This is a genomic window from Paenarthrobacter aromaticivorans (assembly GCF_019038615.1).
In the GTDB taxonomy this organism is placed as follows: Bacteria; Actinomycetota; Actinomycetes; order Actinomycetales; family Micrococcaceae; genus Arthrobacter; species Arthrobacter aromaticivorans.
Map to the genome: position 1 here is coordinate 57,820 of NZ_JAHOPC010000015.1, position 24,400 is coordinate 82,219.

At 61.9% G+C, this 24,400-nt stretch carries 21 protein-coding genes and 1 pseudogene; 10 read left to right on the plus strand and 12 right to left on the minus strand.

The annotated features are described in order from the left end of the window. Positions 1 to 26: 26 nt before the first annotated feature. Positions 27 to 1,136 (minus strand): zinc-dependent alcohol dehydrogenase, encoded by a 1,110-nt coding sequence (locus KSW38_RS19770; RefSeq protein WP_216926659.1) that lies wholly within the window; start codon positions 1,134 to 1,136, stop codon positions 27 to 29. A gap of 397 nt (positions 1,137 to 1,533) precedes the next feature. Here KSW38_RS19770 and KSW38_RS19775 point away from each other — a divergent pair, with 397 nt between their 5' ends. The 7 genes and pseudogenes from KSW38_RS19775 to KSW38_RS23890 all read left to right on the plus strand — a co-directional run bounded on the left by KSW38_RS19775 (position 1,534) and on the right by KSW38_RS23890 (position 8,121). Further along, a complete protein-coding gene (locus KSW38_RS19775; protein WP_216926660.1) occupies positions 1,534 to 2,745 on the plus strand; it encodes a M24 family metallopeptidase in 1,212 nt (403 codons plus the stop codon). 124 nt (positions 2,746 to 2,869) lie between these two features. Beyond that, positions 2,870 to 4,123 (plus strand): NAD(P)/FAD-dependent oxidoreductase, encoded by a 1,254-nt coding sequence (locus KSW38_RS19780; RefSeq protein WP_216926661.1) that lies wholly within the window; start codon positions 2,870 to 2,872, stop codon positions 4,121 to 4,123. Between the two features lie 1,289 nt (positions 4,124 to 5,412). Continuing rightward, positions 5,413 to 5,733 (plus strand): 2Fe-2S iron-sulfur cluster-binding protein, encoded by a 321-nt coding sequence (locus KSW38_RS23660; RefSeq protein WP_216926662.1) that lies wholly within the window; start codon positions 5,413 to 5,415, stop codon positions 5,731 to 5,733. Continuing rightward, positions 5,730 to 6,212 carry an HtaA domain-containing protein gene (locus KSW38_RS19790; RefSeq protein ID WP_216926663.1) on the plus strand — a complete coding sequence of 161 codons (483 nt, stop codon included), beginning with the start codon at positions 5,730 to 5,732 and terminating at the stop codon, positions 6,210 to 6,212. The genes KSW38_RS23660 and KSW38_RS19790 overlap by 4 nt, the downstream gene beginning before the upstream one ends. A 40-nt stretch (positions 6,213 to 6,252) precedes the next feature. Then, positions 6,253 to 7,044, plus strand: coding sequence for an SDR family NAD(P)-dependent oxidoreductase (locus tag KSW38_RS19795; protein ID WP_216926664.1), 792 nt, complete (start codon positions 6,253 to 6,255; stop codon positions 7,042 to 7,044). A 658-nt stretch (positions 7,045 to 7,702) separates the two neighbouring features. Continuing rightward, positions 7,703 to 7,856, plus strand: a pseudogene (locus KSW38_RS19805) (IS1380 family transposase); the annotation flags it as partial. Positions 7,857 to 7,875: 19 nt separating this feature from the next. Then, entirely contained in the window at positions 7,876 to 8,121 is a 246-nt protein-coding gene (locus tag KSW38_RS23890; RefSeq protein WP_216926665.1) for a transposase, read from the plus strand. Positions 8,122 to 8,331: 210 nt separating this feature from the next. On the opposite strand, the gene KSW38_RS19815 is transcribed toward KSW38_RS23890, so the two are convergent. The 7 genes from KSW38_RS19815 to KSW38_RS23895 all read right to left on the minus strand — a co-directional run bounded on the left by KSW38_RS19815 (position 8,332) and on the right by KSW38_RS23895 (position 17,815). Next, complete coding sequence (locus KSW38_RS19815; RefSeq protein ID WP_216926666.1) at positions 8,332 to 8,508, minus strand: hypothetical protein; 177 nt, start codon at positions 8,506 to 8,508, stop codon at positions 8,332 to 8,334. 512 nt (positions 8,509 to 9,020) lie between these two features. Further along, a complete protein-coding gene (locus KSW38_RS19820) occupies positions 9,021 to 10,031 on the minus strand; it encodes a substrate-binding domain-containing protein (RefSeq protein WP_216926667.1) in 1,011 nt (336 codons plus the stop codon). Beyond that, the gene (locus KSW38_RS19825) at positions 10,028 to 11,722 is read right to left on the minus strand and encodes an FAD-dependent oxidoreductase (protein WP_216926668.1); all 1,695 of its coding nucleotides are present in this window, start codon (positions 11,720 to 11,722) and stop codon (positions 10,028 to 10,030) included. Before KSW38_RS19825 ends, KSW38_RS19820 begins: the two co-directional genes overlap by 4 nt. Then, positions 11,719 to 12,957: an FAD-dependent monooxygenase gene (locus tag KSW38_RS19830; RefSeq protein WP_216926669.1), complete on the minus strand. Its 1,239-nt coding sequence runs from the start codon at positions 12,955 to 12,957 to the stop codon at positions 11,719 to 11,721. Before KSW38_RS19830 ends, KSW38_RS19825 begins: the two co-directional genes overlap by 4 nt. A gap of 55 nt (positions 12,958 to 13,012) precedes the next feature. Next, positions 13,013 to 14,713 (minus strand): thiamine pyrophosphate-binding protein, encoded by a 1,701-nt coding sequence (locus KSW38_RS19835; protein ID WP_216926670.1) that lies wholly within the window; start codon positions 14,711 to 14,713, stop codon positions 13,013 to 13,015. 1,200 nt (positions 14,714 to 15,913) lie between these two features. Continuing rightward, positions 15,914 to 17,191, minus strand: a complete 1,278-nt coding sequence (locus KSW38_RS19840; RefSeq protein ID WP_216926671.1) for a cytochrome P450 — start codon at positions 17,189 to 17,191, stop codon at positions 15,914 to 15,916. Between the two features lie 69 nt (positions 17,192 to 17,260). Next, positions 17,261 to 17,815 carry an alpha-hydroxy-acid oxidizing protein gene (locus KSW38_RS23895; protein ID WP_428982409.1) on the minus strand — a complete coding sequence of 185 codons (555 nt, stop codon included), beginning with the start codon at positions 17,813 to 17,815 and terminating at the stop codon, positions 17,261 to 17,263. Positions 17,816 to 17,912: 97 nt separating this feature from the next. On the opposite strand from KSW38_RS23895, the gene mftR reads away from it, so the two are divergent. Next, positions 17,913 to 18,617, plus strand: a complete 705-nt coding sequence (gene mftR, locus KSW38_RS19850) for a mycofactocin system transcriptional regulator MftR (protein WP_216926673.1) — start codon at positions 17,913 to 17,915, stop codon at positions 18,615 to 18,617. Positions 18,618 to 18,956: 339 nt separating this feature from the next. After that, positions 18,957 to 19,283 carry a hypothetical protein gene (locus KSW38_RS19855; RefSeq protein ID WP_216926674.1) on the plus strand — a complete coding sequence of 109 codons (327 nt, stop codon included), beginning with the start codon at positions 18,957 to 18,959 and terminating at the stop codon, positions 19,281 to 19,283. A gap of 165 nt (positions 19,284 to 19,448) precedes the next feature. Here the strand turns inward: KSW38_RS19855 and KSW38_RS19860 are convergent, their stop codons facing one another. The 4 genes from KSW38_RS19860 to KSW38_RS19875 all read right to left on the minus strand — a co-directional run bounded on the left by KSW38_RS19860 (position 19,449) and on the right by KSW38_RS19875 (position 23,063). Then, positions 19,449 to 20,204: a maleylpyruvate isomerase family mycothiol-dependent enzyme gene (locus KSW38_RS19860; protein ID WP_216926675.1), complete on the minus strand. Its 756-nt coding sequence runs from the start codon at positions 20,202 to 20,204 to the stop codon at positions 19,449 to 19,451. Then, entirely contained in the window at positions 20,204 to 21,028 is an 825-nt protein-coding gene (locus KSW38_RS19865; protein ID WP_216926676.1) for a fumarylacetoacetate hydrolase family protein, read from the minus strand. Before KSW38_RS19865 ends, KSW38_RS19860 begins: the two co-directional genes overlap by 1 nt. Next, entirely contained in the window at positions 21,025 to 22,158 is a 1,134-nt protein-coding gene (locus KSW38_RS19870; RefSeq protein WP_216926677.1) for a cupin domain-containing protein, read from the minus strand. The genes KSW38_RS19865 and KSW38_RS19870 overlap by 4 nt, the downstream gene beginning before the upstream one ends. A 116-nt stretch (positions 22,159 to 22,274) precedes the next feature. Beyond that, positions 22,275 to 23,063, minus strand: a complete 789-nt coding sequence (locus tag KSW38_RS19875; RefSeq protein ID WP_216926678.1) for an IclR family transcriptional regulator — start codon at positions 23,061 to 23,063, stop codon at positions 22,275 to 22,277. 135 nt (positions 23,064 to 23,198) lie between these two features. Here KSW38_RS19875 and KSW38_RS19880 point away from each other — a divergent pair, with 135 nt between their 5' ends. Continuing rightward, positions 23,199 to 24,398 (plus strand): FAD-dependent monooxygenase, encoded by a 1,200-nt coding sequence (locus KSW38_RS19880; RefSeq protein ID WP_428982412.1) that lies wholly within the window; start codon positions 23,199 to 23,201, stop codon positions 24,396 to 24,398. Positions 24,399 to 24,400: the final 2 nt, after the last annotated feature.

Genomic DNA, 24,400 nt, shown 5'->3' on the forward strand with positions numbered 1-24,400 from the left:
GCCGATCGGATGTTGTGGGTCCGCGATCAGAGCGCGGGGTTCAGGACGACCTTGATAGGGTGCTCATCGGTCTTGTACGACGCGACCGCGATGGCTTTTTCCGCGTCCTCGAGGGAGTACTCGTGCGTCACCAGGCTCCCAACGTCCATTCCCTCCTCGAGGAGTTGGACCGCGAAGTCGAACGAACGAGCGATCGTGTGGGGATGCGAGAGCGGGCTGTTGATCGTGACCTCGCGGACGTTCCGCCAATTGATCTCCTGGACGGGCGGCGTGGGAGCGGCGACCAGCGTGACTATGCCAAGTGGTGAGATGACCTCGAAGGCGAGATCACGCGCGGGGGTGTAGCCGGCCCCCTCAATCACACCGTCGACTCGCCCGACCAGTGCGCGGATCTTGCGCGCTGTTTCGACTGGTTCTTCGCCTTCCGGGATGGCATAGGTGTGTGCAGCGCCGAGGGTTTTTGCAAGCGCGAGACGCTCCCCATCGTGCTCGAGGCCCACCACGACCACTGTCGAACCCATTCTCGTTGCTGCGATCGTGCATGCCAGTCCCTGGGGACCAGGGCCGATCACCACGGTGGTCTTGCCAGGGCCCGCTCCGTTTACCTCACTCCAGCGCAGCCCGTTCGCCAGAACGGAGCATGCGAAGAGCGCCGTGCGGAGCGGCAGTTCCTGAGGCACCTTGTAGAGAAGCGCTCCTTCGGGAACGAACACGTGAGTGGCATATCCTCCCCACAGATGCGGCGGTTCCGCTAGGGAGATGGTTCCGTAACCTCGGAAAGTCGTATTGTGCATGCATAGGAAGTACTGCCCTCGGTCGCAGTTTTCGCAGCCTGCCGCACAGGGCCAGCGAGCCTCCACCGTTACGAGGTCGCCAATAACCAGGCCGTGGCGTTCTTTGGCAGCGACACCGATGTCGACGACTCGGCCGATGATCTCGTCACCGAAGGTTACGGGCGCCTTGTCGTTGAGCCAGTCGTAATTGCCGTTGTACATATGCAATTCCGAGCCGTCCACACCGCACAAAACGACCTCGAGCAATGTGTCCTGCGGTCCGATGGTGGGGAGGGGTATCTCCTTCATCGTAAGAACGCGGGGCCCTTCGTAGACAACTGCAGTGGCGGTGGAGGTAGACATCTTTGGTTCCTTCCTGACGCGGCGCGGAGCACACCGCACCCGGGTGTTGGGACGTCGGTGCTCCGCCGGGTGCCAACGATCCCCGATGCCGGAGGGCACATGCGTTCCGCTGGTCGCAGAGGCGAACAGCGGGTTCCTCGACGGGAGCCGAACTGTTTTCGGCAACGCGTAGCGGAGGACCGATGGACGGCTGTGAGGAACAGTTTCTCTTGACATCCTCCGCGTTTAGCAGTCTATAGTAATCGCAGCAGAAGAACCAAGTTCTTTTCAGAAGAACATTTTTCGCGGAGCAGTACGCAAAGCCGTTCATGGATGCATTCGTGACTGAAATGATGAGCGAGCGTCGACCATCTAGCGGAAGCAAATGTTGGAAAGCACACGCGAGGGGAAAACCAGGATGAACAGAACCCAGGAAGAATCATTCACCGCTGTGAGCATTGACACCGCTCAGAAGACGACGCGGGACGCACCGTTCGACACTTCGCGGCTTGACGCGCTTTTGGCGGAGGCGGGCGTGGATCTCGTTCTGGCCACGTCTCGACCCAACAGTCGGTACCTGCTCGGCGGATACTACTACTGGATTAACGCAACCGAGCCCGCAGTAGGCAACACGCAGTGGCTCCCCTTCGTCGGCTACCCCGCGGGTCGCTCCGACGAGACGTTCTACGTCGGGAACCTCATCGACGGTTGGCACCAGACTGTTGAGCCGTTGTGGCTAAAGAATGTCCGCAACAGCAACATCGCCCAGCACCTCGGCGCGCAACACACGGTCGAGGAGATCAAGCGACTCGGCCTCGACACCAAGACGATTGCGATCGAGCGGAGCTTCCTCACAGTGGACGCGTTCGATGTTCTGAGGGCTGGTCTGCCCAAGGCACGCTTCATCGAGGCTGGCCCGATCCTGGAGCGGCAGCGCGCCATCAAGGCGGCGTGGGAACTCGACCAGATTCGCGCCGCCACCGAAAAAGTGACCCAGGCGATGATGGCCGTCTTCTCCGAGGCACCCGTCGGCGAGTCGACCCTTCAGCTGAACAATCGTCTTCGCGACGAGCAGGTCAAGCGAGACCTGACTTTCGACTTCTCGCTCGTGAGCGCAGGGACGAGCATACTTCGCAAACCCTCGCCAGACGTCTTTTGGCAGGCCAACCAGTTCGCATCACTCGACTCGGGTGGCAACCTGAACGGATTCATCGGCGACATTGCTCGCATGGGCATTCGCGGCGAACCCTCCAGCATGCTCAACGACATCATGGACGACATTCTCGGCATCCAGAACCGGATCGCCGAGGCTCTCCGGCCTGGCAGCATCGGTCGGGATGTGGTCGATCTTGGCCGCCGCTCAGTTCGCGAGTCGCGCTTCCATGAAGACATGTTCCTCGACATTCACGGTCTCGGCTACGTGACCCACGAGCAACCGCGTCTCATCAGCCTGGGCGACGTGACACCCGACCACGTCGACGAACCGCTGCAGGCGGGTTATGTCGTGTCCATCGAGACCTCCTTTCAGAAGGAGGGCTTCGGATTTGTGAAGATCGAAGATACCGTTTTCGTCAACGCAAATGGGCCGGAACTGGTTGCCGACCTAGGGCGAGGCTGGAACGTCCAGTGACCCACCCTCGGGTGCATCGGCATGGCCTGGCAAAGGCAGATTAAAGAATGAGGATCGCGACGGTCGAGATGTCCTGTTTTCCGCAGAGCGTACACCGCCAGCTCATAGGAAAGTGGTACGGGAAATGAACTACACATACGACACAGTGATCGTCGGGGCAGGTCAGGCGGGAGTCCAGGTAGCTCAGTCGCTCCGACAGGGCGGATACGCGGGCAGCATTGCCCTAATCGGCGATGATCCGCACCAACCCTATGAGCGACCGCCCCTGTCCAAGGCGTTTCTCAGGGGCGAGGTGGAGGCGAGCCAGTTCTTGCTGCGCTCGTCGTCGTACTGGGCCGAGCAAGGAATCGAGACCTTCTTCGGCACCACGGTGAACGTTGTCTCCCCCGCCGACCACCTCATCCACACGTCTATGGATGACCGGTTCGAGTACCGTCACCTCGTTTGGGCAGCCGGCGGCAGCCCCCGCCGACTGCCCATCGAGGGGGCCGAACTCGACGGGGTATACAGTCTGCGCGACCTGAAGGACGCGATCTCGATCAGAGAGGCAATGCGCACCGCCCGCACGGCGGTCATCATCGGCGGCGGCCACATCGGTCTCGAAGTCGCTGCTGCGCTGCGCCTGCGAGGCTGTTCGGTCACGGTGATCGAAGCGGCGGACCGACTGCTTGCGCGCGTCACCAGTCCGACAGTCTCGGCGTTCTACGAGAAACTGCATCGCGATCGGGGGGTCGATATCCGGACCGGCAGCGGCGTGAGCGAGATTCACGGCACCGACGGGAAGGTCAGCGCGGTCACTCTCATCGAGGGCGAGAGCCTGCCCGTCGACCTCGTGCTCGTCGGCATCGGTCTGGTGCCGAGCATCGAGGCCCTCGCGGTGGGCGGCGTGGAGTGCAGCAACGGGGTCAACATCGATGCAGACGGCCGCACCAGCGTTGACGGGGTCTTCGCCGCTGGAGACTGCGCGAACAAGCACCATCCCTTTGCCAACGGCGAACGAGTGCGGCTGGAGTCGGTGCCCAATGCCACCGAACAGGCCAAAGCCGTGTCGAACGCTATTCTCGGTATCCCTAACGGCAAAACTCCCGCTCCGTGGTTTTGGTCACACCAGTATGAAGTGAAACTGCAGACGGTGGGGCTCATGACCGATTACGACGAAGCGATCGTGCGCGGCGACGTCGAAAACGCGAAGTTCAGCGTGGTCTACCTCCGCGATGGAAGGATCATCGCGTTGGACTGCATCAATAACGTGCGCGACTTCGCGCAGGGTCGTCAGCTCGTTGAAGCAGGCGCGGTCGCCAGTGCAGGCGAGGTGCGTGACGTCGATCTGTTGAAGTCGCTGCTCGCGCGTAACGAAGTGCAAGCAGACCAGCTGTAACCAGTCCCCTGGGCGCCGCACCTTTATAAGGGATCCAAGCACCAGTGCAGACTCTCTGCGCCTCATTGCAATACCTCTGGAAAGAGTGATTCGTTGCGTCCTTAGAAAGCCTCCGGATAGTTGGCTACGTTGCCTCAGTGAGATTACGTCCGCCTGATCTCGGTTGATCCAGGCACGGTTGACGGGTTCGATGCGGGCGGGCACCTTTACCAGTGCCCGGGTCTCCAGCTCGGCTGTCAGCGCAGAGAATGTGGCGTGAAAGTGCCTATGTTCTTCGTCAAGCGGCTGTGGGTGTTTGGGGTTGGTAGACAGTTAGCCGACCAGTTCCGAACCCAAAGGACCAGCTTTTCTGCTCCACGCGGGCGCCGTCGTTCTTTTTTCAGGGTGGGACCTGGTGAAGGTGATCTGCGCCCATCGCTCCGCGGTCGTGAACGAGACCTGTAACCGTTCGCCGCGCGACGCAGCGGTCACTTACCATCGACGATGCACCGAGCCGGACGGAGCCAACCCTTCGGCGTCAGGATCGCGTTAGCATGGGAAATTGAAGCCCTCCTTGTGGGGGGACTCTAGACAAGCCCCACCCCACTTGGAGGTCGTTTCTTCGTGTCACCACACCACGCCGACTGTCATTGACGTCTCTGGCTAATACAGAAGACCCATTTGGCGGCCTTGTTTGGTATCGGTCACCGTGAAGGTTCAGCAGAATTCACGGAAGCTGTTGCCACTTGGTGACCGACCGGATCGATCTCCTCGAACCCCCGGGACGGTGGCCGTCTCATTGGGCCCGGGGCGGATCGAAATCCGGGACTCGAGCAGAGTTCCCCGCCAGTCTTCTGGTCGATAATAGCTGAGCTCAAGCTCCCGTCCCGGCGCAGCAGTTGCGCCAGCACCGGCAGCATCGGGGCCAGAAGCCTGCCCGGCGTGGGCTTGATGATTTTCAATACCAGAGCCTCCCGCAGCGCGGCCCGAAACAGTCGCCGTCCCAACCTGTCCACTCGACCAGCGCCTTAAGGGTCCAGGACTTCCCCACACGATCCGCGCCCCTGCGCCAGCGCCTCCTTCTTTTTCGACACAGCTTGCCCCAGGGCCGTCGTTAGCTCCATGAAACGGGCATAGCCTCATCCGCAGCCGACCCCCCAACCCCTCCGTCACGCGGAGGTTTTCTGAGAGTCAGCGCGGGCTCTTGCGGGCACAAGCATGTCTTCTGTACCATGGGAGTGTGTTCTTTCCAGAAGAACTTGGCTGAAATAATCAGCGTCGGAACTAACAGCAAAGGACTGATAGGGACAGTGACCAAGATCACCTTCAAGCTGCTCAATGGGGGCAGCCAGGAAGTCGATGCGTGTGACGGGCAGTCATTCATGCGCGTCGCGGTTGACAACGATGTGCCCGGCGTGACCGGTGAGTGCGGCGGCGAAGTATCGTGTGCCACCTGCCACATGTACCTTTCGCCGGAAGTTTCCTCGGGTATCGGCGATCCAAGTGACGAGGAACTGGACCTCATGGAGATCATGGACTCCTTCGTGCCGGATCGCAGCAGACTGGGCTGCCAGCTCGTCGTCCAGTCTGAGCTGGACGGTGTCGAGGTTGAAGTCGCCCCGACGCTATGAATAGCGGCTTCCTCCACTGGCGGGTCAAAGACAGCTTCCGCGAGTACGTCCGGACAATCGAGGACGGCGCGGAGCAGGTCTCTGACGGAGCGTTGGAGGAAGATGGGGGCTTCGTCTGGCCTGCCTCGCCAGTCGACTCCCCAACCCGCGATGCCACTCTAAAATTCTGCGGCCGAGTGGAGATCAGCGCCTACCGGGGAATCCTTGCGGTCTGCCTCGAGGACCCCTGGATCACCTTTGGTGAAACTATTCAGCTATCCGTCGTGGACTCCATGAGTCGAAAGTCCGATGCTCCGCGCGTTGTCGTTGCCTACCTCACGCCGGGGGCAACCAATCCCGCCGCGAGTCTCGCGAGCATGACCGATGCAAAAGTTACTCTCGCTAGGACCGGAGTCCGTATCTTCGACGACAACTATCCCGCCGGCACCGAGTTGGCGCCGCTGAGCTATACCGTTTCGGCCGCTTCGCATGCGGCTTAGAACGTTGTCGAGCAATCATTCGAGCAGATAGGTTCTATATATGAGTTCTGTTACCCAGACCATAATTCCGGAGCGCGGAACGTTGAGTGGTAAAGTCGCAATCGTCACTGGAAGTGCACAGGGCATCGGGAGGACACTGGCCGAACAGTTCGCTGCTGCGGGCGCCAAGACAGTCATCGCTGATCTCGATGTCGCCAGTGCGCGGAGGGTTGCAGACGACCTTAAGGCCGGCGGGATGGCGTCGCTTGCCGTTCAGGTCGACGTCGGCAACGCGGCCAGCGTCGAGAACCTGGTAGCCGCTTCGATCGCGGAATTCGGGCGCATCGATGTGCTGGTCAACAATGCTGCAATCTTCTCTACTATCGAGATGCGTCCCTTCGATGAGATCCCTTCCGAGGAGTGGACCAAGGTGATCGATGTCAATCTCACGGGCGTGTTCAATTGTTGTCGGGCCGTTGCCGAGACGATGCGCAGACAAGGCACCGGCCGCATCATCAACATGTCGTCAGCGACCGTGCTGTTCGGTCGCCCACATTATCTGCACTATGTCGCATCGAAGGCGGGCGTTCTCGGGATCACCCGTGGCCTAGCCCGTGAACTGGGCCCCTTCGGCGTCACGGTCAATTCCATTCTGCCCGGTTCGGTAGAGACGGGTATCCCGCGCGGCAGTGTCTCCGGAGACCAGGCCAGCCGGATCATCGCTTCGCAGTCCATCGGACGAAGACTCACCTCGAAAGACATCGTCGGCATCACGCTGTTCCTCGCATCAGACGATTCTGAGGCGATAACCGGACAATCGCTAGTTGCGGACGGTGGAGCGAACTTCCTCTGAGCTAGCGCGTCTCCTAAAGCTGCCAGCCAGATGCTGATTGACCGGAGAACGGCTCCGCCGACGTAGGTCAGCGAGTTTGTCGTAGCGCGCTGCCAGGGCCCGCCACTGTTTGAAGGTGTGAAGTTTCGTTCGACGACGTTCCGGCCCTTGTATTCCTCTTTGCCGAAGGCTGGCGGTCTGTCGCCGGTGGAACCGCGTCGTGTCCGATGACCGATCTGATCGGACGGTTGCGGGATGACCGCTACGATGCCTCGGTCCCGCAGGTGGGTCCGGATCGCCTTGGAAGAGTAAGCTTTGTTACCGCACACACGGTTCGGGCGGGTTCGTTGCCTGCCCGGACCGGTTCGGTTGATTCTCAAATGATTCATGAGGTGGGTGAACATTGGCGCGTCTCGGGCCCTGCCCGGGGAACCATCAGCACCAATGGCTGGCCTGTGCCATCAACTAGGGCATGGATCTTGGTACTCAGTCGGCCGCGGGAACGGCCCAATGGCATGGCTGCTCAAACAGATTCATGTGATTCGACAGTGTGTCCCCTGTCGTGCAGGGAAGATTGGTGCGATGCTGGTGGGCGCGAGTCAACAGACATGGACCAATCCACGTCACCGCGGCCGACAACAGCAGCCCGGCCAGGATCTACCGACTGTACCGATGGGGGGTCATCCACGCTAGCGAATTGATCCTCCTGACGGACTACCCGCCGGGCACCGACCATCTACCTGCTGGCAGAGCCTCTTCACCGCGGCGCGAAACAATCCCTGCACGATATCGACGGGCACCGCATCACCGCGTTCCTGACCAGCGCACCGCGCTAGTACTACCCATTTCTGGATGCCCGGCCCCGGGCCTGTATTCAGCCGTTGCTGTCGTCCTCTGCCGGTAGTCGGGGTCGTCCGCTCCGGGGACGATCGACGGGTTGTGGAGGGCATTGCTTGCCGGCATCGGTGCGGGATTGCCTGGCGCGATGTGCCCGCCGAGTTTGATCCGCGGCAGACGATCTGGAAACGGCATCGCCGCTACAGTGGTGACGGAACATGGGCCTCTCGTGGTCCCGGGCAGGCTGACAGTACTGTTTGACACTGAGCCAGCCCAAATGTGGGCTTAGCCCGCCTGGACAGGGTAGGAGAGACGGAGAACTGACGTCCACGGAGTGTAGGTAAATGCAGGAATTTCCGGGATGCGCCGGCGCTGTCGGCGCGGACCAGGATTCTTCGCCCCTCCAGCCTCCCGACAGAGAAGAACGCCTCGGGAAGCTGGGACATGGCGGTGCTGAAAACGCGGATGTGTTCATCGGTGCTGTTCGCCCCCCGGCATGTCGGAGCGCAGCAGGCAAGCTAGGACTTTCCCCGGTGCCGTGGCCGTGCCGTAGTCCACGCTGGCGATGAACGAGGCGAACCCGTATCCGCCCTTGTGCGTTCCGACGGCATGTTCCTGGCCCGTGCTTCCCGGGGGCCTCGAAGCCATAACTGGGCAATTCTGGGTTCATCACCGTGCGTTCGAAAAATGGGTGGACGGTCGCGTTCGAGGGCAGTGCTGCGGACACCCAGCGGAAGGGTGCTCCTTCGCCTAGTGAAATAGCGGACTCGATACCCACTATTTACCCAGCTCAGAGCATCCTTCCGCCTTTTAACATGCCCTCACTTATCTCATGAAACGCCGGGCAGGGGGCGGACGTGCACATCGAGCGACACTGGCGACGCGGGTCTGTCGTCACCGGAGCGGGTAGCGACATCCGCGGTCGATCGAGGGCTGGGATTGGCGTATTATTCCTGTAGCCCCGGGGAGTCAAGAGGGTCCGCACTATCAGGACAAAAACACCTATCAACGACCTCCAGAAGAACCGCAACTTCAGACCGTCGCGCGCCGGCCGCCGGCATGATCATCGAATGCCTGCGCGAGACAACGACGAGTGCCCGCACGCGGGTGGTTCAACCAATTCGTTTGGGCGCGACTATCTACGGATTCGTCTCTGACTGTCAGATGCGGAATGCCTCGCGAACCTCGTCGGGGAAGAGGTCGTCGACTGCGAGTTCGCGCTCCAGGAGTCCTTGCTCCAAGGCGAAGCCGAGGAAAGTTTCCAGCGTGGTGCGGTTTGCCTCAATGCCGTATGGCCAAAGGTCGGCGCCAAAAATCTGCTCGTCCTCTTTCGCGCGTTCCGGCCCCCAGGGCAAGGGAAAGTGCGGCGCGGTGGCATCGCGCAAGCGACTCAAACTGCGGTCCTTCGCCTCACCAAATGCCTTGAGGAAATTCATGGCGATCCACGGATGCGCGGCGAAGGCGTCTGCGCGCAGCACGATCAGATGCATGATAGGGAAGACGCCCGTTCGTTGGAAGTACTCCCTCTCTACGCGCCGCGGCTCACTAAACAGCTGCACGATCTCGCCGGATCGGTCCTCGAACGAACGCGGTGGGTGTGGAACGAGCATCGCGTCGATCTCGCCCGCGAGCAAGAGATCATTGAGTGTAGCATCGGGACGCTGATCGATCTCGACCCCAAGCGGCAAGCCGACCGGAAGGGTCTCGACCCGCCCCGGACTGTTGATACCAGCCTGCACCCACGAGACCTCGTGAAGGGGAATGCCATACTCGTGCTCGAGCAGCCCGCGCTGGTAGACAGTGGCGGTCACGGTCCACTCCGGTATGCCGATGCGGGCTCCGGCGAGCGCCGCCGGGTCGTCAACAGGTCCGTCTGCACGAACGAAGATCCCTGAGTGACGGAACGAGCGCGACGGGAAGACAGGCAGACCGATGATCGAGGTATCTCCCCGTGACCTCAAAGCCGTGAACTTGCCTAAGGACATCTCTGATACCTCCCACTCACGAAATTTCGTGAAGCGGAAGAATATTTCTTCGACGGGGTACAGCAGGCACGTCAGGTCCACACCGTCGACTGCGACACGACCCGACACGAGGTCGCGGACCTGGTCGGAGTCGTTAATCGCGAGGGTAAGTGGCACATTCGGCCGCTGGTTAGCCATGGCGCTCACGACACTTTCCCCGCGCTCTGCTCGAACGCGGAGCGCGATCGCTCGCGGTGAGCAGCCTGCGCAGCGCGATACGAAAAGGCGATGATCGGGCCTAGCGTGGCGCCCGCGCCCCAGTAACCCCGGCCTGAGGCAGACGCGACGCAATTGCCGACGCCGTACAACCCGGGGATGGGCTCTCCGGAATCATCCAGCACTTGGCCCTCCGTGTTGGTCCGCGGACCCCCTTTGGTGTCCAGAGAACCGGCAGTGACCAGCGCTGCGTAATACGGACCCTGCCCGCTGATCGGCCACATAGTCGGGTTAGTGCGACCCTGCTCCTCACGCACCGGCCCATTGAGAGCACGCTGGATGGCTGCGCTCCCCCGGCCGAAGTCGTCGTCCTGCCCCTTTTCGGCCAGGTCGTTGAAACGTGAAACGGTCCGAATCAAATTTGGCAGGAAATCCTCGCCGAGGCGGAATCCGCCGGTCGCTCCTGCATGGCGCTCCAAACGCGCCGCGATCTCGTCGGTGAGCGCTTCGAGGGATTCGCCGACGATGACGTGTGCGTCGTCCTCGCCGGGACCGACGATGAGGCCTCCCTTCACACCGGAACTGTGCCGCTGCGATCGCTCGTCCCAGATCTGGATGAGGACGAGATTTGGGTATTCGACCGCCATCGGATCCCAGCCGTAGAACGCTTGCGCGAGCTCGTTGTATGGAAGTTTCTCATTCGTCGCTCGCCGCCCGTGCTTGTTGACGAGGATCATCGAGTCGCCAGGGAGCTGGAACATTCCGACGACCTCGTCGGGGCTCGTCAGTACCTTCTCCAGCGGTACGGGACATGCCCACATGCTGTTCATGTTGCGCAGCTCTGCACCCAGGTGCGCTGCGATCCGGACGAAGTCACCCTCGTTGGTGGGCGCCGCGCACCCGGAGAACGACGGAACGGGAAGGAACGCGGAGCGCAGGGCAGGATTCCGGGAGAAGCCGCCCGAGGCGAAGACCACGGCCTTGCGAGCGTGGATACGGTACAGGTGGTTGTGCGAGTCCGTCGCCTCAACACCAATGACCTCGCCGTCCCTCACGATGACACGCTGCACCCGGCGATCAGTCGCGATCTGGATGCCGGCGTCCAAAGCGACGTCGACTAATTGGTCGACGATTACCCTTCCTCCCCCTCCGGCCAGTCCGGCCGAACCGACCGGTGAGAGAGACCTTCCCCACTCCACGACGGACTCGTCGAGGTGACCGTAGTACTCGGGGCTCAGGGTTCGGTGAACTTCGAACTGGACTCCCGCCTTCTCGGTCAGCAGATCCAATGCCGGCGACGCCGTTTCGTAAACGGCTGCGACCATCTCGAACTCCCACGCGTCGAGTCCGAATGTTGGGCTATCTGGCTCGTAGCGTTCGGGTCGGGACACGCGCGCGACGAAGCGGAGGTAGTCCTCGCGGGAGTCCACGATCCCTTGCTCACGCAGATACCGGTTGTTCGGGATCCAAATGCCGAATCCTGATTTCGCGGCGGTCCCGCCTACAGCGGGCGCCTTCTCAAGGACAGCCACTTCATCGCCCTGCCAGCGTGAGAACAAGGCGGTCGTCAAACCCGCTCCCCCGGCACCCACGATAACGACGTCTGTCTCGAAAGTGGCGCCGTTATATTGAGGAGACACTGGGGCCGAAAGTCCACGCTGGGCTACGCGGTGATCTGTCATCGCTTCGCTCCTTCAGTCTCAAGTGCCTGCAGCACGGCTTCTGCGGGGTCGTAGCCGTAGAGCCACTGACTGGGCGAGAAATAGCTGCCTGATTCATCGTCTGAAGCAGCGCCGTCCGTCGTGCCGGCGAGGCGGGCATCACGGGCACTTTGTTCAGGACCATCGGGCAGCTCCCATTCCCGGGCGTGATCGGTCGCGATGTTCTGGCAGCGACGAGCGCGCTCGAATCGAGTTGCCGAGTACACATCGAGCCGACGCGAGATGTCTAACCCTGGCGCACCCGTCAGCAAGGCCCGGAGAGCCTCGGCATCTTCCATCGCCATCGCAGCACCCTGCCCGAAAAAGGGCACCATCGGATGAGCAGCGTCGCCCAGTAGTGCCACTCGTCCGACGTTCCACCGTTCGCTGGCGTACCGGTGGAAGAGGCCAAACAGGGAGAAGCTCTCCGCCGCTTCGAGAATGCCGCGAACCTGCGGATGCCAGTCTTTGTATGCCTCCCTCACCTCGAGAGGGTCAGCTGCAACGGTCCAGGCCTCCTCCAAGTCGAGCGGCGAATGCACCGTCGCCATGACGTTGAGCGCTCGGCCCGACGAGACCCAGTAGTGGGAGAAGTGGCGGTGCGGTCCCAGCCACATGGTCGTCGCATCCTCCGGTCCCAGATCGAGATGAGCGACTCGTTCCCGAGGAATCACTGTGCGATTCACCGCGTAGCCGGACGAATGCGGTCGAGTGCCGATATTGAGCAGCCGAGCGACCGTTGAGGTGATGCCGTCGGCTCCCAGCACCACGTCAGCTCGCACGCGTCGTCCGCTGACGAATTGAAGATCGACGCCGTCGTCGTCCTGAGTGAGGGTCTGGAGCCGCTCACCGAGATGAAGGGCTCCAGCGGGAAGCGCCGAGATTAGGGCGTCAAGGAGGTCAGCCCGATGGATCGTAAACCGGGGGGAACCGAAGTCCTGCTCGAGTCGCTCCTCACGAGCGGATCGGATCACTCTGCCATCGTCGAATCGCCGGAAGACTTCAAGTGATTGCCTCACGGCGCGAAGCTCGATCTTTTCCCGAAGCCCCATCTTGGTGAGGACTCGCATGGCATTTGGGAACAGACCCAGCCCAGCCCCGACGGGGGCGATCTTCGAAGCCTGCTCGTAGACGTCGACTTGGAAGCCTTCGCCGGCCAGGAGGGAAGCGGCCGTCAAACCGCCGATCCCCCCACCCACTATTGCGATGCGGTTCATGGTGTCCGGTCCTTTCCTGGGAATGCTCGCCGGTGAGCTCTGCGGTCGGTCTTGTTCATCGGTCCAGTGCTGCCGCTTGGGGGGCGGCGAACTTAGCCCATTCGTCAATGATGTGGCCGCGAACCTCGTCGCTGACCTTGAAGTCGATCACGAGGGGGCCGTTCAGGTTCTGCAGTTGATTTGCGAGCGCCGGTATCTGGTCGAGTGAACGCACCGTCGCCGCCTCGGCGCCCAGAGCGCGGGCTATTTCCTCGAACGAGCGGTCGTCGTACCGCGCAAGCCGATCGGGAATCCCGTCGATCTGCATGAATTGCACCTCGGCCCCATAGGCCGCGTCGTTGATGACGACGACGAGCAGACGTGCGCCATACCGAGCCGCGGTGTCGATCTCCGCTAAGTGCATCATCAGGCCGCCGTCGCCGATACCGACGACAGTGAGCTGTTCGGGCTTCCCGAGTGCGACGCCGATGGCAACACCGAGTCCCGTGCCGACCGCAGAGAACTGGAGCGGCCAGATCCAAGAACCAATGCCAGGCGCCTGGAGGTACTGTGCTTCAAAAGCCATGTGGTGACCGGCGTCGACGACCGCGGTACGCTCGCGCGGGAGGATGCGATCCAGCTGCAGCCAGATTGACCGCGGGTCGAGGGCGCCCTCACTGCTTTGATCGTCGAAGGTGTCGCTGAGATCGAGCGCGGCGATTTCAGCGACAACGCCGTTGTCGCGGAACCCCGCGACGTGGTGGCCGCGGCGGTCCAACTCGTCCGCCAGTGCGCTGGCCGCGAGGCCGGCATCCCCGAGCACGGACACGTCCACGGCGTTATACCGCCCGAAAGCGGCTGCGTCGACATCGAATTGGATGACTTTGGCGTCGGGGAACAGTTCGCCGACGTAGGTGGTGAAGTTGTTCAGCGTAGCCCCGAAGACGAGGATCGTGTCGGCGGAGCGAAGCAACCGTCTCGCAACCGGGGTGGAGAATCCGCCGATGGTGCCGATGTTGTGCGGGTCGCCGGCGAAGTAGCCACGGGCCATTAGGGAGTTCCCCAGCAATGCTCCTGTGAGCGCACCGAGGCGCTCCAACTCCGATCGAGCGCCAGCCAAAACGGCACCACGACCCGCGAGGATCACGACTCGGCCCGAGGCGCCCTGCGCCTCGATCAGGTCGGCGGCCTCCGACACCGAAGCGGGAACGGGGGCGCCCGCCGGCGGCCTCACCGGAAGCACGACCTGCGCATCGTCGGACCCCGCGGTTTCGTTCAACACATCGGGCGGAAGGTTGACCATGATCGTCATACCCTCGCTGGCACGGGCGATGATGGCGCGGAAGTCGGCGACCGCCGTCGCGGGTGACCGGAGTGTCACGCTGACAATGCCGGCGGCCGCGGCGATAGCCTCGTTGTCGAGGTGCTTCGGCGCCTTCGCGGCAGCGATGGCAATCCCGGGGTTCTTCAACCCGATCGCGCTCACTGGAGCGAGGACTATCATCGGCGTCCGCGCCATCGCGGCGGTCTTCACCGCCGTGATGCCGTTCGTGATTCCGGGCCCTCGGCTGAGGATCGCCACGCCGAGGCGCCCGGTCGCCCGCGCATAGCCGTCCGCCATGCCGACCGATCCCTGCTCGTGGCGACCGCTGTAGTACGTGATGGAGTGCTCCTCAAGGAGCGCGATGAAGTTGGCGATCTCCTCACCCATGAGCCCGAAGGCCTTCTCGACACCGGCCTTGCGCAGTTCGATGGCGAATGCCTCGTAAACATCCATGAAGTCTCCTATACGTGTGGAGGTGCGGGACCGACTCGACACCGAGCGGCGGGGCGCACCCGTCCATGAGCACCAGTGGCATATATCAACTTGCAGAACAGTGCTCTGCATAACAGATCAAACTCTAGTCGACGGAAGCCGCATGGGCAACCGCTACGCTGACCGCGATGGCGGCGCAACCACTGCGGAGCATGGCGTTGCCAATTCGCAACGATGTCGAGTGCGGAAGCAAGCAGCCATGACCCGAGTGAGATCGTGATTCGGTTTCGTGACCGAAGGAACCTAGGGATCGTTAGAGTCAGCCTTCTACGACACGTTCACCGGGAAGCCGTCTACGACAACATCGGCTCCGTCGTCGCTGTGGCCCCGTCCCGCGCGACGGACGTGATTCGGAAAAGGTCTGAGAAAGCCGGCTACGTTCGCATCGGTACAACGTGCTGAACCTTCGCCAAAGCGGGATCCTGGCGTTCGCCGGGCGCATCCGCTTCTACGATGCGACCGGCGAGGAATCGGCTTCTCGGTGGAAGCCGGCCACCTAGGTCGTCCCGGAATAGGTTAGAGGACGATGCATGAGCTTTTTCAGCAGACGGAGCGCATCACCAACACGATCGAGTTTCCTATGATCTCGAACGCGTCGACACGCGTTTCGGAGGAACCCGGAACATCTATCGCACCGTTCGATCGGCCGAGAAAGCGGAGCTCCACCTCGAAGATCAAACCGTACCCAGGTAGTGCGCAGTACTGCCCAAGCTCGAACTGGTGTCGATCGAGGAAGCGGTCGACCGCGTCTCGATCGCAGTGGGTGCGCGCGTCAACCTCGACCTCGTGATCGACACCCGGACAGGCGGCGACAGCTTTTCCTACAACAACCAGATGTAGCGCGCGAACTCCCATCTGGACGCCGGCGCCGACCTGGCGATCCCCACGATTATCGAGTAAGACGGAGGAGCGTTCAGCGCGCTGTGTCCGACCGACAGATGGCCATCACCGAGCGCGCGGTCCTGGACATGCCCGGCCCTACCCATACCGACAGAGCCTTTTAACCGCGGCCTACTATTCCGACTAACCGGCCAAGATCACCGCCGGTAGGCCGCTCCTCGACAACCTTCGTGTGGGCCACCACCTCAAGCTCGAGGAGCGCCTGGGCCGATCACAAGGGTTACCAGCGGGCAGGCTCCATCCGCCTGCCATAAGCGATGATCACGAAAGGCCGCGTCGACTCGTTCCTCGGGCTACAGGGGTGAAACGCACCTTCATCTCGGTAAAGCCCGTCACGCTGCGGTCCGCGATCCAGCTGGGGTTCTCGTTTTCGACGACTTCGAGGTCGGGGAAGGTTGAGAGCAGCTTCGGAAAGAATGTCCCCAGCTCCAGCCGGGCGAGGTTACGACCCAAGCACATGTGCACGCCTGTGCCCAGTGCAAGGTGCTCGTTCGGCGATCGGGTGATGTCGAAGCGATTTGGATCCTCGAACTGCCGCTCGTCCATGTTCGCCGATGCCAGCCACGCCACGACCCAGTCGCCAGTTCTTATCTTCTTGTCATGCCATTCGAAATCGTAGTTCGCGATGCGAAGCCGGTTCTTGGCAGGAGTCGACCAGCGGAACACCTCTTCTACCGCGCCCTTGGCAGATCGTGGATTCTCCAGCAGCAATCGCCGCTGATCCGGGTTGTTAAGGAAGAGCCAGGTGCCGACCGAGGCGGAATTGCGTGTAGTCTCCAGGCCGCCGGCGATGATCGTCGCGAACCACGTCTTCATCTCGTGAGGCGAGAGCGGGTCTCCATCCACCTCCATGTTAGCGATCACGGTCGCGAAGTCATCCTGCGGGTTCTTCCGCCGATTCGCGGCCAAGGCCGCGCAGTAGGTCATGACGGTGTTTAAGCCATGGAGGTGGGTCTTCATCTCGTCGCCGTCGATGATGTAGCGCGGGTCGGCGGAGGCGAACCACTGCCAGGAGGCGAGAGTAATGAGGTCCCAGTCCTCCTCGGGCACGCCCAGCATGCGCAGCACGACCAGGATGGGCAGCCTGCCCGCGATGTCCTCGACGAGGTCCGCTTCGCCTCGCTCTGCCACGTCGTCGATGATCTCATCGACGATCGCGTCGATGTCGTGGCCCAGCCTGGCGACCGCCGGCACGGAGAAGTGTTTGTTCATGGGGCGGCGGTAAACGTCGTGCCAGGGGTTGTCGCTGCGGGATATCTCGATATCGATCCCCTGGGCATGGCGCTCCTCCGGCGTCCGACGTTTCGGCGAGCGAGGGACACGGGTGTCCCAGCGCGAGCTGAATTTGTCCGGTGACTCTAGGTAATCCTTGACGTCGTCGTAGCGCGTGACTGTCCAGTAATCCTTCCCATAGTCCGAGTCCTCCACCCAGTGCACGGGATCTTCGTCCCGGAGCTGTTTGAAGGCGTCTCTGTACGCGAGCGATGTATAGAAGTCGGGGTTGAGAAGCTTCGTATGGTATTCAGACAGATCGGCCATAGCCGTTCGTTCCTTTCGTCGGCGTCGATGCGCAATGTCGTTTACTCGGGTGCGATTGTCGTGGAGGGATCAGCGAACGGCGAGGTTCTCGTCGGCCGGCACGCCCAGCCGACATGCGCCTCGGGTATCCATAAGTCTTCGCGGCGCAGATCCTGCAACGGTAGAAGGTCGGGCCGAGAGTCGCCGAGTCCAAACCTGAACGGAGAATGTCGAGCACGTTTCGACTCCTGCCCGACCTTTCGCTGTGAGGCCCCAGAGACAAGCGCGAATCAGCACAGCCTTCGCGCCCAATACGAGAGTTTTCGCGACATCATTGCCGCGTCGGATCCCCCATCGAGCAGCACTTCGATGCTTTCGTCGACCTCGTCGACGATGGCACGGATCATCCCAATCGCCACCCACGCGGAGTCGAGGTTTGTTCCCGCCCTGATTAGACACCGAGATCGCGCTCATTCCGACATCCACAGACGGACGTCGTCCAGACCTGTAATCCCGTTCAGCATCATTGGCCCGTCCCACTGCTCGCGAACTGATCGGCACCTCTTCCATGCGCGATTCCAACTCCGCCGCCTTGGCGCGGTCAGCGTGGGGCGACGTGTGAGGGAATAGCAGGCTGGGGTTCATCGTGCGACTCTCTTCTTCGAAGATCTTTCAGCCTGCCACGACCGTTGCGGCTCCGCCTATAATAATGGCATTCAGTGCCAATGAAAAGAGTTTCTTCTTGAACGATCCCGTCGTGGGCGAGCCCACAGCTTCTCATCGCGGTTCAAGACGCGGCCGCGCCCGCTCCACGTCGAAGGCAGAACTCGGACGAATCGGGTTGAGCTTGTTCATTGACCGCGGCTTTTCCAACGTCACGGTCGAGGACATCGCGCATGCTGCCGGCATTGGACGGCGGACCTTTTTCCGCTACTTCGCGTCGAAGAACGACGTGGCATGGGGCGATTTCGAGGAGCTGCTGGTCGACTTCCGGGCTAACTTGCATGATGTGCCGGGCCGCCCGTTGGTACTTGCCGTGCGCGATGCCGTGCGTAAGTTCAACGAGATCCCCGATGAGGAGCACGCAAACCACCGACACCGCATGAGGATCGTTCTCGAGACCCCCGAGTTGGTCGCTCACTCCACGATGCGGTACTCGGCGTGGCGCGCGGTGATCGCAGACTTCGTCGGGGAACGCCTGGGCTTGGTGAGTCGGTCCCCGGTGGCACAGGCCTTCTCGTGGGCGTGCTTGGGGATTTCGCTTTCCGCATACGAGCAATGGCTGGCCGATGACTCCTCGGACCTTCTCGAGCTGATCGACGAATCATTCGCCGCGTTGGGTTTACTTTTCGGGGCTGCCGGAACCTCCGCCTCAGCTCCCAGCGACTTTCCCACCTACCGAGAGTCCGTGTCGGGGCCGCCATCACCGAAAGGGAACGAGTGGTGACGGGCTCGGGCTCCCAGAGCCGGCACTTGTTCCCGCAACGAGTCATCCCTTCGTCGACGGCGAAAGCGTTAAACCACAGCCACAGCGTCGAGAGAACCAGACCCTGAGGCCCGAGCATCGCCGAGATAATTCGCAAACAAAACCCTGACGCAGACGTTCAATGGGCTCGCCGTGCTTCGAGACAGTGCTCGAAGCGGGGGTTTTCAGGTATCACGACGAGCACGCTAACAACCGCTGGTGCGGCGTATGTAATGACAGTGCATTTGTTGCCTGGATCACATTTCACCCTTAGTCTTTTGGAGGCCGCAGCGTCGCGGCCGGCAAAGGGGGAGTTGTTAGATGAATGAAAAGCTCAAGGTTCTGGTCAGCGTGGATCTCGATTGCGCAAGGGCTAGGGTCGCGGCCCAGGGTCATGTCACCGTCCGTAGCGTTCAGGCTCTTTATGTGGTGGTCAAGCGCGCCAACTCACTCATGCGGGGCCTGACCCTGGAGGTCGACATGACCGGCGCCTGGGTCGAACCTGACGCTCTGGCGCAACTGCGCGCCTGCTCTAGATCCCATCACCTGCCTGCTCGGATCGATCCGCACCAGACCGAGTGCCGGATCAGTATCCTGAACGCCGGCGAGACCGGATCTATTGCCCAGGAACTTCTCCTCACCGCCTAGGCGGTGGAGGCAAGCGCGCCTATTTGCCTTACCGCATTCCAGTACCGCCAGGTCCTGACGCCACGAACAACCAGCCCGCGCAGTCGCGGCCCTCATTGGTCCTTGACGGGACGTTCGTCGAGCTCGAGCAGCCGATCGCTCCAATCCCGGACGTAGAACCGCGGATCAAATCCAGGCGGGCGCCGACACCACCGGGGTTATGGTGCCAGCACGGCCGGCGGTGACAGCCGCTGTGTCCCGTCCCGTCGCCCATGAAGCGACGTCGGCGAGCGTTCCGCTCACCGTGACCGGATCCTCCGCTCCGATATCGCCGAACACCAGTTCCTGTTGCCGGCCCGTGACTCTGACAATCAGCCCTATGTCCGTCCCCCGGGTCTTCCAGACGCCAGTGATGTCCTTGAGCAGCCGCTCAAGGACGGGGACCGGGATGTCTGAGAACGTCGCGCCGTTGGCCAGGTCGACGGCATGCACCCAGACTTCGCGAGTCCGCATCCAAATGGTTTCCTCAGCCGCAACAACGCGCCCCTGGGCGGTCTTCACCTTGGCGTGCCACGCGTCGGCGGCCAGGTCACGCCATTCCACACTGAGGTGGATCGCCGAATGGTCGAAGAGGTTCCGCAAGGCAAACGGCGGCAACGTGGCGCCGAAGTCGATCTCGTGATTCCGGGCCTCGGCCGAGACGTACATCGGAGTTTCCACCCCCGTGCCGGCCCATTCGATGAGCCGGGCGATGGCCCGGGCGTTGTATCCGACGTGGGCCACGACGTGGCGGCGCGTCCAGCCCGGCAGCAGCGAACCGTCGTCGAGCTCTTCATCGTTGAGCTCATTGAGCTTGCGTGCAAAGAACGCAGTGCCGCGCCGCGCCTGCAGCAACCCGTCGAGCAGGTTCGGGTTCGTCGTCTTGTCGTGCCGGGCGACCATCAGGCTTCCTTGACCACGCGGTTCGTAAGCCTGCCCAGGCCCTCGACGGTGGTCACCAAGACCTGGCCCTCCTGGAGGTACCGCTTAGGGTCCTGCGCGTGGCCGACGCCACCGGGCGTCCCTGTCGCGATGACGTCGCCGGGGTTCAGCGTGATGATCGTGGAGATGTAGGAAACCAAGAATTCCGGAGTGAACACGAGGTCGCCCGTGGGGGTCTGCTGCTGGATTTCACCGTCCACGGCCGAGGTCATCAGCGGCCCTACCGTGAACTCGTCCTTCGTGACCAACGCGGGTCCGAAGGGCGTGGACTTCTCCCAGGTCTTGCCCTGCAGCCACTGGACGGTGCGGAACTGGTAGTCGCGCATGCTGATGTCGTTCAGGACCGCGTAGCCGGCAATGTGGTCCGCGGCGTGGGCTTCACTGATGCGCCGGCCCTTCTTGCCGATCACGACGGCGAGCTCGGCTTCCCAGTCGACGGTGTCCGATTCCTGCGGCACCGCCAGGTCATCGTTCGGGCCGATGAGGGACTCCCGGTACTTCGCGAATAGGGTAGGGAATTCCGGGACTTCCCGGCCCATTTCCTTGATGTGGTTGCGGTAGTTGTGCCCGACGCAGATGATTTTTCCCGGTGCGGGCACAACTGCGGCCAGGTCGGCGCTTCCGAGGGCGTGCGTTTCGCCGTCGGCTGCCGTCGCCGTGGCTTCCCAGTTCTCGGTTTGGAGAAGTTCGCCGACGTCAGCGAAACCGGGAATTTCGGTGAGGGTGTCGCCGTCTTGGCGGACCGCTTTGGTGCCGTTTTCAGTACGGAGGGTGAGTAGTCTCATGCGTTCTTGCGTCCTTCTGCATAGGTGCGGTTGAAGTTCAGACGTTCAAAGATGGGGGCGTCGCTGAATCGGAACAGGTCGAACTCAGTGTCCGCTTGAAGAGACCACGCAGCCCAAGACGGGACCACGAACAGGTCCCCCTTTTCAAGGGTCCGGGTTTCGCCGTTCAGGACGGCCGTACCGGACCCTTCGAAGACCTGCCAGACACTGGAGCCGACTTCGTGCACTGCGTCAGTGGCAGCGCCGGCTCGGAGACGGTGGAATTCGGCGCGGATGGTGGGCATGACATCGCCGCCCGTGGTCGGGTTGGTGTACCGGATCGCGGCGTGGCCTTGCGAAACGGTGGCCGGGTGTCCTTCGTCCTCCAGCAGCAATTGTTCGCGCAGTGCCCGGTCGGTGTATTCCCAGCGGTACGCGGCGATCGGGGAGCTTGTGGTGATGTCCAGGCCGGACAGCGGGCGCAGTCCGGGGTGGGCCCAGAGCCGCTCCGAGCGGGAGATGTCAGGAGTGGCTTCGTCGGTGACCCGTTCGGTGCCGAACTCGAAGAACCCGGCATCGGCGTAATGCGCGAAAGGAATGTCCAAGCCATCGATCCAAGCCATCGGCTCATCGGTGTCGTTGTGGTGCCCATGGAAATTCCAACCCGGGGTCAGCAGGAAGTCGCCGCGGGACATTCGGACAGGATCACCGTTCACGACCGTCCAGACGCCCTCCCCTTCGACGACGAACCGGAAGGCATTCTGTGAGTGCCGGTGCTCGGGGGCTGTTTCCCGAGCGCCGAGGTACTGTATGGCTGCCCACAGCGTCGGTGTCGCATAGGGCTTGCCACCCAGCCCCGGGTTGGCAAGGGCGATCGCCCGGCGCTCCCCGCCCCGGCCAACCGGAACCAGGTCTCCGGAGCGTGCAGCGAGCGGGTAGAGATCATTCCAGCGCCAGACATGCGGCAGCGCCTTAGGGGACGGGACCATCGGCATCAGGTCTGCGATCTGCGTCCACAAAGGGATCAGGTTTTCCCGGTCGAAGTCCTTATACAGCTGCTTGAGCTGGACAGCTTCTTCAGGCGTATGCTCCGGAACAGAGTGAGCAGCCGCTACCGACTCGTGAGTAGCGTTTTCGGCACTGATGGACACGGGGGGCCTCCTCGAGGGCAAAGTTCACTGGCTAGTGCCACAGTAAGCGTGCATTCCTCGGGACCACAGAATATTCTGCCCAAAAGAATCTGTTCGCCAAATTTCTCTGAACGGGATTAGGCGGGATTGGCAGCTATATCGATCTCTAGTTGCCGTCTTGTCTCAGCCATGATGGGCACAAGGTCCCGATCGAACAAGGGGCGGAAGCGCGCCACAGGCGTGGCGACACTTAATGCGCCCACTACTTCACCCTTACCATTATGAAGAGCCATCCCTAGCGCGCTGATGCCCTCCTCAGTACCCTCAAAGTTGGCAGCAAAGCCCCGCTGGCGGACAAGCTCCAATTCCCTGGCGAATGCCGGATAGTCCTGGCTTGGGATACTGTCCCCCGAGATTTCAGCGGTGCCGCTGCCGAAAAGCTTCCTGACCATCTCCGGATCCAATTCCGCCAGGATGGCCTTGCCACCGGATGCTTTGTACGCTGGCATGACGCTCCCCTGACGGTCTCCGACCCGGAGTGCGTTGGTACCTTCGACGGTACTCAGGAACCGGACGTTGGTGCCGACCCGGACCATCAGATTAACTGTTTCGTTGATCTTTGTAGATAAGAGCTCCAAGTGAGGTTGGGCAACTGTGCGCAGGAGACGTGCCCAGCCAAGCCCCGATGGCCCCGCGCCGACGGCTGCACCCGGGTAGTACACTCGTGATTCGTCCTGTACGGCAAACCCCCGATACACCAGCATTGCGAGCAGCCGGTGCGCAGTTGAGGGCGCCACACTAAGCTCGGCCGCCGCGTCCTTGAGCCGAAGGCTTCCACCATCGCGCAGCAACTGGAGCAGGCGAAGCGCGTTGTCTACTGCCTCAATGGGGTACATCGGTTTTTTCTGGATGCGCTGATTCTGCATATCAGAATTGTATTGCTGCGATTCCCGGGTGCGAACGATGCTAGTGCCCACTATCACACAGAAGCACAGCCCAAATAGGAGTAAATCTTGTCTAAAACCTCATCGTCCACAGATGTACTCGTCGTCGGTGGCGGAATGGCGGGACTTGCCGGAGCATTGGCGCTCCGGGAAAACGGAGCCGACGTCACTTTGGTAGAAATGGCCCCTGAATTCGGCGAAGTCGGCGCTGGCCTGCAGATGGCACCCAATGCCACCCGCACACTGAAGCGCTGGGGCTTGCTTGAGAAGGCACTGGAGATCGGCGTTCGGCCGAAGCACTTGGTGTTCCGCGATGCGATAACCGGAGAAGAACTCACGCGCCAGACCCTGGGCGGCGAATTCGAGGAGCGCTACGGCGCCCCCTACGTAGTGATTCACCGCAGTGATCTACACCGGATCCTGCTGGAAGCCTGCCAGGAGCTGGGCGTTGCCCTGCAGAACAACGTTAAGATCGAACGGGTAGATACGCTAGACAATCGGGCCCGGGCATATGCTGCCGACGGCGCTGTTTTCGAAGCCGATGCCGTGCTTGGAGCCGATGGGCTCAAGTCCACGCTGCGCCAAACCGTCGCGAACGATGGACCGGTCTCATCTGCCTACGTCGCATACCGCGGGACGGTTCCCATTTCCCCGGAAACGTCAACAGCGGACCTGGAAGACGTCATTGTGTACCTCGGACCTGACTGCCACCTCGTTCAGTACCCGCTTCGGAAGGGCGAACTGCTGAACACGGTCGCTGTCTTCAAGTCCGCATCCTTTGAACGCGGTGAGGAGCAGTACGGCGGAGTCGACGAACTCGAAGCGGCTTACCGGGACTGCGTACCTGCTGTGCGCAACGCACTGAAGAACCTTGGAACGAGCATGCGCTGGCCCATGTACGACCGGGACCCCATCGGAAACTGGGTCAACGGCCGCATGACGCTCATCGGCGATTCCGCCCACCCCATGCTGCAGTACCTGGCGCAGGGGGCATGCCAGGCCCTTGAAGACGCCGCGGTACTGCAGGACATCAGCCGGGACACTGTTTTCAAGGCTGACGGGATTGATAACGAGGCGTGGGGAGAAGCGCTTAAAGCCTTCAACGAGGCCCGCACCGCCCGCACCGCCAAGGTCCAGCGCACCGCCCGCACCTGGGGCGAGTCCTGGCACGTCTCGGGCCTCGGCAGGGTGCTGCGGAACCTGCTGTTCAAGAGCCGCGGCGACGGCAACTACCAATACTGCGACTGGCTCTATGGACAGGACGCACCTGGCGTCCCTGCTCCGGTGGCCGGCCAGTCGGCTAAGGCCTCTATCTAGCA